This window comes from Streptomyces katrae (genome assembly GCF_000966975.1).
GTDB classification, from domain to species: Bacteria; Actinomycetota; Actinomycetes; order Streptomycetales; family Streptomycetaceae; genus Streptomyces; species Streptomyces katrae.
Genome location: NZ_JZWV01000336.1, coordinates 1 through 10,191 on the forward strand (window position 1 = coordinate 1; position 10,191 = coordinate 10,191).

Annotated in this window: 10 protein-coding genes; 2 read left to right on the forward strand and 8 right to left on the reverse strand. The window is 71.4% G+C overall.

Annotation, left to right across the window (positions count from 1 at the left end; translation table 11 throughout):
• From VR44_RS13155 to VR44_RS13170, 4 genes are all read right to left on the reverse strand, one after another.
• Positions 1 to 819, reverse strand: an 819-nt coding sequence (locus tag VR44_RS13155) for a hypothetical protein (protein ID WP_045947651.1), incomplete at its 3' end; no start/stop codon positions are given.
• Positions 801 to 1,553 (reverse strand): ABC transporter ATP-binding protein, encoded by a 753-nt coding sequence (locus tag VR44_RS13160; RefSeq protein ID WP_045947652.1) that lies wholly within the window; start codon positions 1,551 to 1,553, stop codon positions 801 to 803. The genes VR44_RS13155 and VR44_RS13160, both read right to left, overlap by 19 nt.
• A gap of 168 nt (positions 1,554 to 1,721) precedes the next feature.
• Complete coding sequence (locus tag VR44_RS13165) at positions 1,722 to 3,083, reverse strand: aspartate aminotransferase family protein (protein WP_045947653.1); 1,362 nt, start codon at positions 3,081 to 3,083, stop codon at positions 1,722 to 1,724.
• Positions 3,084 to 3,086: 3 nt separating this feature from the next.
• On the reverse strand, positions 3,087 to 3,590 hold the full coding sequence (locus VR44_RS13170; RefSeq protein WP_042814156.1) for an Lrp/AsnC family transcriptional regulator: 504 nt from the start codon (positions 3,588 to 3,590) through the stop codon (positions 3,087 to 3,089).
• Positions 3,591 to 3,759: 169 nt separating this feature from the next.
• Between VR44_RS13170 and VR44_RS13175 the strand changes: the two genes are divergently transcribed.
• Both VR44_RS13175 and VR44_RS13180 read left to right on the forward strand, forming a co-directional pair.
• Complete coding sequence (locus VR44_RS13175; protein WP_045947654.1) at positions 3,760 to 5,199, forward strand: gamma-aminobutyraldehyde dehydrogenase; 1,440 nt, start codon at positions 3,760 to 3,762, stop codon at positions 5,197 to 5,199.
• Positions 5,200 to 5,329: 130 nt separating this feature from the next.
• Positions 5,330 to 6,508: an ABC transporter substrate-binding protein gene (locus tag VR44_RS13180; RefSeq protein WP_045947655.1), complete on the forward strand. Its 1,179-nt coding sequence runs from the start codon at positions 5,330 to 5,332 to the stop codon at positions 6,506 to 6,508.
• An 88-nt stretch (positions 6,509 to 6,596) separates the two neighbouring features.
• Here VR44_RS13180 and VR44_RS13185 read toward each other — a convergent pair whose 3' ends face one another.
• From VR44_RS13185 to VR44_RS13200, 4 genes are all read right to left on the reverse strand, one after another.
• Positions 6,597 to 7,796, reverse strand: a complete 1,200-nt coding sequence (locus tag VR44_RS13185; RefSeq protein WP_045947656.1) for a serine hydrolase domain-containing protein — start codon at positions 7,794 to 7,796, stop codon at positions 6,597 to 6,599.
• A gap of 149 nt (positions 7,797 to 7,945) precedes the next feature.
• The gene (locus VR44_RS13190) at positions 7,946 to 8,647 is read right to left on the reverse strand and encodes a response regulator (protein ID WP_045947657.1); all 702 of its coding nucleotides are present in this window, start codon (positions 8,645 to 8,647) and stop codon (positions 7,946 to 7,948) included.
• Entirely contained in the window at positions 8,644 to 9,834 is a 1,191-nt protein-coding gene (locus VR44_RS13195) for a sensor histidine kinase (RefSeq protein ID WP_094191597.1), read from the reverse strand. Before VR44_RS13195 ends, VR44_RS13190 begins: the two co-directional genes overlap by 4 nt.
• The coding region (locus tag VR44_RS13200; protein ID WP_045947658.1) for a glycerophosphodiester phosphodiesterase at positions 9,831 to 10,191 on the reverse strand (361 nt) is incomplete at its 5' end. The genes VR44_RS13195 and VR44_RS13200, both read right to left, overlap by 4 nt.

Sequence of the window (10,191 nt, forward strand, 5' to 3'; positions counted from 1 at the left end):
GTGCGGGGCCAGGGCGACGGTCAGGGCGGCCGCGCCGACCGCGCACAGCACCCCGAGCGGCCGGCCCAGCCGGGAGGCCTCCTCCTGCAGGGTCCGTCCGGCCAGCAGCCGCAGCGCGCCCGGACGCACGGCCTGGACCAGGGTGCCGCAGGCGTAGGCCAGGCCGGGCCCGGCCAGGGCGAGGCCGACGGCGATCAGGGCCCCGGCCGCCGGTAGCGCGGGGCCGTCGGGGCGGGCGTACGCCAGGAGGCCGAGCCCGCACGCGGTGAGCGCGACCCCCCAGGGCACGCCCGTCTGGGGGGCCAGTCCGGAGTGCGGGGGCCTGGGGCGCAGGGCGAGGGCCGTCGCGGCGGAGGCCGTCAGCGGGAGCAGGGCCAGCAGGGTGAGGGCGGCGGCCACCGGCAGCGGCCGGCCGGCGTGGAGCAGCCGGGCTCCGGCCCCGTCGAAGGGCAGCCCCGCGAGTTCGCCGCGCAGGTGGAGGAAGGCGGCGAGGGCGAGGACGCTGCCGAGGGTGCAGGCGACGGCGGTGGAGACGGCCGCGGCCAGGGCGAGGCGTACGGGTCCCAGCCCGACGGCGTCGAGCCCCTCGCGGGGCCGGGTCGCCGGGTCGGTACGGGCCACGGCGACGGCGAACTGGACGGTGGCGGCGACCGGGACCAGCGCCCACAGCAGCCGCGGGAACGATCCGGTGGGCCGGGCCTCGGCGTCCGCGAGGACGTACAGCAGGAGCAGGCCGCTGCCGGCGCAGGCGGCCGCGACCAGCAGTCTGCGCAGCTGGACGAGGGGCCGGGAGCCGCGGACTAGGCGGAGAGAGAGCACGCGGCCTGGTCCTCCGTGGTCCCGGGGGAGACGACGGCCGCGGCGTCGGCCGGGCGGCCGTCGAGCAGGGCCAGGTCCCGGTCGGCGGCGGCCGCGGTCTCCTCGTCGTGGGTGGCGAGGACCACCGTGATGGCGTGCGAGCGGGCGGCCGTGGTGAGCGTACGGAGCAGCAGCGCGCGCTCGGCGCGGTGCAGCGGGGCCGTGGGCTCGTCGGCGAAGAGCACGGCGGGCTCCCCGGCCAGTGCGCGGGCGAGCGCGACCCGCTGGGATTCGGCACGGTTCAGTGCGCCGGGGCGCTTGCCGGCGAAGCCGCCGATGTCCAGGCGCTCGAGCCATTCGTGGGCGGCGGCCCGGGCGGCGCGGTGCGGCGCGCCGGTGAGCAGCAGGGGCAGGGCGGCGTTCTCCCAGACCTTCAGCTCGGGCAACAGCTGCGGCTCGGGCCCGATCCAGGCGAACCGGGCGCGGAACAGCCGTTCGCGGGCCAGGGCCCCGAGGGTGTGGACGGCGATCCCGTCGAACCGGACCTCGCCCTGGTCGGGCACCAGCCGGCCGGCCAGGCAGCGCAGCAGGGTGGTCTTCCCACTGCCGCGGGGGCCGGTCACGGCGAGGATCTCGCCCTGCCGGACCGCGGCGCCGACGCCGATCAGACCTGGGGATCCCGAGTGGGAGTAGTGAAGGGACCGCGCCCAGAGGACGTCGTCGTCTGGCGGGGCACTGTCCGGTGGAGCCACCATGGCGTACACCTCCGTCCGGGGGAACGAAGCGGAGCCGCTTCGGTCACTGGCCCGCACGGAGATGTAAAGAGATGAACCGCCCGGTTGGCGACAGCACACGGCCCGGACCACCGTGTTCTCACTCGAACAGGGGATCCGGGCCGTGCGGTTCGGACTATTTTCTGTTGTTTACAGCTTGGTCCAGGCCTCGGTGAGCACGTTGCGCAGGATGCCCTCGATCTCGTCGAAGGTGCCCTGGTCGGCGATCAGCGGCGGGGCCAGCTGGATGACCGGGTCGCCGCGGTCGTCGGCCCGGCAGTACAGGCCGTTGTCGAAGAGCGCCTTGGAGAGGAAGCCGTAGAGCACGCGCTCGGTCTCCTCGTCCGTGAAGGACTCCTTGGTGACCTTGTCCTTGACGAGCTCGATGCCGTAGAAGAAGCCATTGCCGCGGACGTCGCCGACGATCGGGAGGTCGTGCAGCTTCTGCAGGGTGCTGAAGAAGTTGCCCTCCTGGTCCAGCACGTGCTGGTTCAGGCCTTCCTTGTCGAAGATGTCGAGGTTGGCCAGTGCCACCGCGGAGGACACCGGGTGTCCGCCGAAGGTGTAGCCGTGCAGGAAGGTGTTCTCACCCTTGTAGAACGGCTCCGCGATGCGGTCGGAGACGATGCAGGCGCCGATCGGGGAGTAGCCCGAGGTCATGCCCTTGGCGCAGGTGATCATGTCCGGCACGTAGCCGAACTTGTCACACGCGAACATCGTGCCGAGGCGGCCGAAGGCGCAGATCGTCTCGTCGGAGACGAGCAGCACGTCGTAGGTGTCGCAGATCTCGCGCACGCGCTGGAAGTAGCCGGGCGGGGGCGGGAAGCAGCCGCCGGCGTTCTGGACGGGCTCGAGGAAGACGGCCGCGACGGTGTCGGGGCCCTCGAAGAGGATCTGCTGCTCGATCTGGTCGGCGGCCCAGCGGCCGAAGGCCTCGGGGTCGTCGCCGTGGATCGGGGCGCGGTAGATGTTGGTGTTCGGCACCTTGTGCGCGCCGGGGACCAGCGGCTCGAAGGGGGCCTTCAGGGCCGGCAGACCGGTGATGGACAGGGCGCCCTGCGGGGTTCCGTGGTAGGCGACCGCACGCGAGATGACCTTGTACTTGGTGTGCTTGCCCTGCAGCTTGTAGTACTGCTTGGCGAGCTTCCAGGCCGTCTCGACGGCCTCGCCGCCACCGGTGGTGAAGAAGACCTTGTTCAGGTCTCCCGGGGCGTAGTCGGCGAGGCGCTCGGCGAGCTCGACGGCCTTGGGGTGCGCGTACGACCACACGGGGAAGAACGCGAGCTCCTGGGCCTGCTTGTAGGCGACCTCGGCCAGCTCCTTGCGGCCGTGACCGGCGTTGACCACGAACAGTCCGGCGAGACCGTCCAGGTAGCGCTTGCCCTTGTCGTCGAAGATGTAGGTGCCCTCACCCCGCACGATGGTGGGGACGGGCGCGTTCTCGTACGACGACATGCGGGTGAAGTGCATCCACAGGTGGTCGTACGCGGTTTTGGAGAGGTCCTGGCTCACGGGCTATCGAGTTCCCCACATGTAGGTCTGCTTCTTGAGCTTCAGGTAAACGAAGCTCTCGGTTGATCGCACGCCGGGGAGCGTGCGGATCTTCTTGTTGATCGTTTCGAGCAGGTGGTCGTCGTCCTCGCAGACGATTTCCACCATCAGGTCGAACGACCCGGCGGTCATCACGACGTATTCGCACTCGGCCATGGCGGTCAGGGCGTCGGCCACCGGGTCGAGGTCACCCTCGACGTTGATGCCGACCATGGCCTGGCGCCGCAGACCCACGGTGAGCGGGTCCGTGACGGCGACGATCTGCATGACGCCCTGGTCGAGCAGCTTCTGTACGCGCTGGCGCACGGCCGCTTCGGAGAGGCCCACGGCCTTGCCGATCGACGCGTAGGGGCGCCGGCCGTCTTCCTGCAGTTGCTCGATGATCGCCAGGGACACAGCATCGACCGAAGGGGACGGTTGTCTGTTCCTGGAATCTGCGCTTCGACTGACCACGACGCCACTGTGCACGAGGAGTCGTCGGTTCCGCAACCCGTAATCGATGAAATCCGTTGTGGATGGTCTTCCAATGCACGGATTTCGTAGTTGGCCGGGTCTGGCTCTGTCGAAAGCGTCGCCCGAGGGGCTACCCTTGGGCTTTGTCTCAATCGTTGGACATGTGATCAGGAGAGTGGCTGTAGTGACCACCGAACTGCGTCGTCTGCGCAACTACATCGGCGGGGAGTTCAAGGACGCCGCCGACGGGCGGACCACCGAGGTGGTCAACCCGGCCACCGGCGAGGTGTACGCGACCGCCCCGCTGTCCGGCCAGGCCGATGTGGACGCCGCCATGGCCGCCGCCGCTGCCGCCTTCCCGGGCTGGCGCGACACCACCCCCTCCGAGCGGCAGAAGGCCCTCCTCAAGATCGCGGACGCCTTCGAGGCGCGCGCGGAGGAGCTGGTCGCCGCCGAGTCGGAGAACACCGGCAAGCCGCTGGGCCTGACGGCCAGCGAGGAGCTGCCGCCGATGGTGGACCAGATCCGCTTCTTCGCGGGCGCCGCGCGCCTGCTCGAGGGCCGCTCGGCCGGCGAGTACATGGACGGGATGACCTCGATCATCCGCCGTGAGCCGGTCGGCGTCTGCGCCCAGGTCGCGCCGTGGAACTACCCGATGATGATGGCCGTGTGGAAGTTCGCCCCGGCGATCGCCGCGGGCAACACCGTCGTCCTCAAGCCCTCCGACACCACCCCGGCCTCCACGGTGCTGATGGCGGAGATCATCGACTCGATCCTGCCCAAGGGCGTCTTCAACGTCGTCTGCGGCGACCGCGAGACCGGCAAGGCCATGGTCGAGCACTCCACCCCGGCGATGGCCTCCATCACCGGCTCGGTGCGCGCGGGCATGCAGGTCGCCGAGAGCGCCTCGAAGGACGTCAAGCGCGTCCACCTGGAGCTCGGCGGCAAGGCCCCCGTCGTGGTCTTCGAGGACGCCGACCTGGCCAAGGCCGTCGAGGACATCGCCGTCGCCGGCTACTTCAACGCGGGCCAGGACTGTACCGCCGCCACCCGCGTGCTCGTGCACGAGTCGATCCACGACGAGTTCGTGGCCGCGCTCGCCAAGGCCGCCGCGGAGACCAAGACCGGTCAGCCGGACGACGAGGACGTGCTCTACGGTCCGCTGAACAACCCCAACCAGCTGGCGCAGGTCGCGGGCTTCATCGAGCGCCTCCCCGCCCACGCCAAGGTCGAGGCGGGCGGCCACCGGGTCGGCGACAAGGGCTTCTTCTACGCCCCCACCGTGGTCTCGGGCCTGAAGCAGGACGACGAGATCATCCAGAACGAGGTCTTCGGCCCCGTCATCACCGTCCAGTCCTTCTCGGACGAGTCCCAGGCCCTGGAGTACGCGAACGGCGTCGAGTTCGCCCTCGCCTCCTCCGTGTGGACCAAGGACCACGGCCGTGCGATGCGCATGTCCAAGAACCTGGACTTCGGCTGCGTGTGGATCAACACCCACATCCCGCTCGTCGCCGAGATGCCGCACGGCGGCTTCAAGAAGTCCGGCTACGGCAAGGACCTCTCCGCCTACGGCTTCGAGGACTACACCCGCATCAAGCACGTGATGACCTCGCTCGACGGCTGAACCGGCCCGGCGGCCCGCTGACCTGCGCGAGAGGACTTCCCGCGCACTGATCACCGCAGGCCACTGAAGGGGCGGGTGGTAGACAAGTTGTCTATTGCCCGCCCCTTTCGCGTTGACCGAGGCTGAGCCCATGCCTGAACTCCCCTTCTCCCGCCGCGCGGTGCTGCGCGGCCTCGGCGCCACGGGCCTGCTGGCCGCCCTCACCGGCTGCGGTGTCCCCGCCGCCTACGTCCCGGAGGACCGCAGGCAGGGCCAGGACCTCTCGGAACGGGAGCGCAGCCTCGCCTTCTCCAACTGGCCGCTGTACATAGACACCGACGACCAGGACGAGGAGAAGCGGCCGACGCTGGACGCCTTCTCGGAGAAGACCGGCATCCAGGTCAGGTACACCGAGGAGATCAACGACAATGACGAGTTCTTCGGCAAGGTCAGCCCGGCCCTGATGAACCACCAGGCCACCGGCCACGACCTGGTGGTGGTAAGCGACTGGATGGCCGCCCGCTTCGTCCACCTGGGCTGGGCCCAGAAGATGGACCGTTCGGCGCAGGCCAACGTGGCGAAGAACCTCGACCCGCAGCTGCGGTCCCCCGCCTTCGACCAGGGCCGGCTGCACACCGTCCCCTGGCAGTCCGGGATCACCGGCATCGCCTACAACCGCAAGGCGCTGGGCCGGGAGATCAGGTCGGTCCAGGACCTGTGGCACCCCGATCTCGCGGGCAAGGTGACCCTCTTCTCCGGTCTCGACGAGTCCTTCGCCCTGCTGATGCAGGGCAACGGCACCGACACCACCCGCTGGACCGAGTCCGACTTCCACCGGATGTGCGACCAGGTCGAGAACATGGTGAAGAAGAAGCACATCCGCCGCTTCACCGGCAACGACTACACCTCCGACCTCGGCAAGGGCGACGTCCTGGCCTGCCAGGCCTACTCCGGCGACGCCATCCAGCTGAAGGCCGACAACCCCGACATCGAGTTCGTGGTCCCCGAGGAAGGGGCCGAGCTGTGGGCGGAGAGCCTGCTCATCCCCAACCTCGCCCGCCACAAGACCAACGCGGAGGCGCTGGTCGACTACTACTACGACCCTGCCGTGGCGGCCGAGCTGGCGGCGGCGGTCAACTACGTCTGCCCGGTCCCCGCCGCCCGCGAGGTCATGGCCGCGTCCCCCGACAGGAAGACCGCCGAACTGGCCGAGAACCCGCTGATCTTCCCCGACGACGCCATGCGCAAGCGCCTGGTCGTGGCCCGCGACATCTCCTCGGCCGAACGCCGCTCCTTCGCCCCGCGCTGGAACTCCATCGTCGGTCTGTGATCACGATCCCGCGACGGGGCTGAACCCCGCTGGTGCTGCGCCGCCTGATCAAGCGGCTGGAGGTCCTGCAGGAGGCCGACGGCGGAGGTTACTTGGCGAAGGCCGCGCCGATGATGCCGTAGGCCACCGCGTTCATGTCCCGGCCCTTGGCGTCGGTGGAGTTCACCGAGTAGACCAGGGTGCGCGACAGGTCGCGGGTGCCGCCTATGACCGTGCTGTAGCCGTACCGGGAGCCCGTCTTGCCGTAGAGCTTCGTGCCGTCCGGGAGGACGAACTCCTTCAGGCCGGCCGTCTGCACCGCGTGCTCGCCGGTCTCGGCGTCCGGTACGTCCGGGACGGTGAACATCTCCTCCAGCTGCGCCTTCGGCACCACCCGGCCGCCGAACAGGGCCACCGTGAACCGCTCCAGGTCCGCCGTCGTGGATATCAGGTCCCCCGCCGCCCAGTTGGACGAGGAGTTCCAGTCGGACACGTCGACCAGGCTGCGGCTGCCGTCGGCGGCCTGCACCGCCTGGTAGCCGTGGTTGTACGGGCCCGGTATGCGGTTCTGGGTGCGGGACGGGAACGAGGTGTGGCGCAGCCCCAGCGGCTTGATGATCCGCTCCCCGACGGCCTTCTCGTACGTCGTCCCCGTCAGCTTCTCGATCAGCACACCCAGCACCGTGTAGTGGATGTTGCTGTACCGCTGCTGCTTCTCGGGCGCGGACTCCGGCCCCTTGGCCACCGCGTTGGCGATCAGCGCGTGCGGGTCGACCAGGTCGAAGCGGTGGGCGTACTCGTCCTCGAAGGCGTCACCGGGGCCGTCGGCGGACCGCAGGCCGCTCGTGTAGTTCAGCAGCTGGCGCACCTTCACCGGCTCGAACCCCGGCAGCAGCCCCGGCAGGTAGTCCTGCACCGGCCGGTCCAGGTCCACCTTGCCCTCGGCGGCCAGCTGGAGCACCACCGCCGCCGTGAAGGTCTTCGTCACCGACCCGGCCCGGAAACGGGCGTCCTCCACCGCCGCGCGCCCGTCGCGGACGTCCGCGACACCCGCGCTGCCCCGCCAGCTGCCGCTCGTGCCGCCCACCCGGACCAGAGCGGCCGTCGCGTCCTTGTTCTGCGGCCCGACCCCGGCGATCGCCTTCCGCAGCGCCGCCGCGTCCGGCGGAGCGGAGAAGACCGGGGACGGGACCGGCGCCGCGACCGGCGTCTGCGACCGCGCCGGGGCGGCCTGGGCGGCGGCCACCGGACCGGCGGCGATGCCCAGGACCAGAGCGGCGGCGACGAGCGTGCGCGTACGTGCCTTCATGACGGTTCCCCCTGTGTGCGACCCGCGGGGCCCGCTGCCCCCCGATGACCTCAATGCTGCAGGTCACAGGGGTATCTGCGGAGCACCATCAGGAGTGGTCTTCAGCAGTACGACAACTCACCGGCGCGGGGGAGCCGCACCGCCGCACCTCACTCTCCAGAGGGAGATACCGCAGCGGGACCCGCCGAGCCCGCCGCGATCAGCCCCGTCTCGTACGCGCAGATCACCGCCTGGATCCGGTCCCGCAGCCCCAGCTTCGCCAGCACGTTCCCCACGTGCGACTTCACCGTGTGCTCGCTCACCACCAGCGCGGCCGCGATCTCCGCGTTCGACAGCCCCCGCCCCAGGTGCAGCAGCGTCTCCCGCTCGCGGGCCGTCAGCACCTCCAGCCGCTCCGCCGACGACTCCGGCAGGGCCGGGGGCCGGGCCGTCGCCGCCGTGTACTCCGAGATCAGCCGCCGCGCCACCGAAGGCGCCAGCAGGGAATCGCCCGCCGCCACCACCCGCACCGCGTGCACCAGGTCGTCGCGCCGCACGTCCTTCAGCAGGAACCCGCTCGCCCCCGCGTGCAGCGCCTCGTAGACGTACTCGTCCGAGTCGAAGGTCGTCAGCATCACCGTCCGGCACGCGCTGCGCCCCGAGATCGCCCGGCAGGCCTCGATCCCGTCCAGCACCGGCATCCGGACGTCCAGCAGCGCCACGTCGGGGGAGAGCCGCTCCACCGCCTCCACGGCCGCCGCCCCGTCCCCCACCTCCGCCACGACCTCGATGTCCTCCTGGACGTCCAGGATCATCGCGAACCCGCTGCGCACCAGCTCCTGGTCGTCGGCCACCACCACACGGATCGTCAACTCCCCACCTCCAGCGGCGAGGTTACAAGCACCGTGAAACCGCGCCCGTCCGGCCCGGGCCCGGTCCACGCCGTCCCGCCGTGCGCCGCCGCCCGCTCGCGGATCCCGATCAGCCCGTGCCCGCCCGCGGCGCCGCCGGCCGGCCCCCGGCCGTCGTCCGTGACCCGTACCGCGAGCTCCCGCGGCCCGTACTCCAGACGTACGGCCACCGCCGCGGCCCCCGCGTGCTTCACCACGTTGGTCAGTGCCTCCTGCACCACCCGGTGCACCGTCGTCTCCAGCGCCGCCGGCAGCTCGCGCACCTCGCCCGTCCGCTCGTACGACACGGCCAGCCCGCTCGCCCGCACCCGGTCCACCAGCGCGGCGAGCGCCCCGATCCCCGGCTGCGGAGCCCGCGGAGCCGCCTCCTGCCCCGGCGCCGTCTCCTGGGTCCGCAGCACGCCCAGCATCGTCCGCAGCTGCGCCATCGCGTCCCGCCCCGTCTCGGCGATCGCCTCGAACGCGGCCTCCGCCCGTTCCGGGGCCCGGCGCACCGCCACGGGCCCGGCCTCCGCCTGCACCACCATGATGCTGACGGCGTGCGAGAGGATGTCGTGCATCTCCCGTGCGATGCGCGCCCGTTCGCGGGCCGCCGCCTGCTCCGCCTCGATCCGGTTCGCCCGCTCCAGCTGCGCCGCCCGGTCCTCCACCGCGGCCGTGTACGCCAGCCGCGTCTCCTGGAGCCGGCCGAGCGCGAACGCCGCAGCGAACACGAACAGCGAGAACAGCAGCTCGCGCGCCGTGCCGGTGTTGAGTCCGACGGACACCGCGATCACCACGACCAGGGCCGCCGCGACGGCCAGCCGCTCCCGCGCCGGCCGCAGCAGCGCGATCGAATAGACGCAGACCAGCCCGGCGTACGGCAGCGGCTGCCCGGGACCGTCCAGCGCCAGCCGGTAGACCGAGCCGGCCACGAGCACCCCCAGCAGCGCCGCCACGGGAGCCCGGCGCCGCCACAGCAGCGGCACGTTCCCCAGCGTGGTCAGCAGGTACGCCGTCCAGGTCGCCGGAGAGTCCGCCGGATCGCGCGGCACCACGAAGGGGATGGTCGACGCCAGCTGCACCAGCAGCGCCAGCCCCAGGTCCTGCCGGCGCGGATCCGCCCGCAGGACCCGTCCGCGTATCCGTTCGCCCAGCCCCCGCGTCACCGCCCGAGCTCGGCCCGTACGGCGGCCAGCGCGTCCAGCCTGTTCGTGGTGACGGCGTCCACCCCGGCCCGCAGCAGGGCGCGCATCGACCGCTTGGTGTCCGCCGTCCAGGCCGACACCAGCAGCCCGTCCCGGTGCAGGGCGTCCGTGAGTTCCCGGCTGACCAGACCGAAGCGGTAGTTCAGCCAGCGCGGCGACACCGCGTCGATCAGCACGCGCCGCGGCGGGGACAGCGTGGTCCAGGTCAGCGCGATCTCCGCGTCCGGGTCGGCGGCGCGGACCGCCAGCATGGTGTTCGGCCCCGCGCAGTAGTACGTACGGTCGCGGGCGCCGCACTCGCGCACCAGGTCGACGACG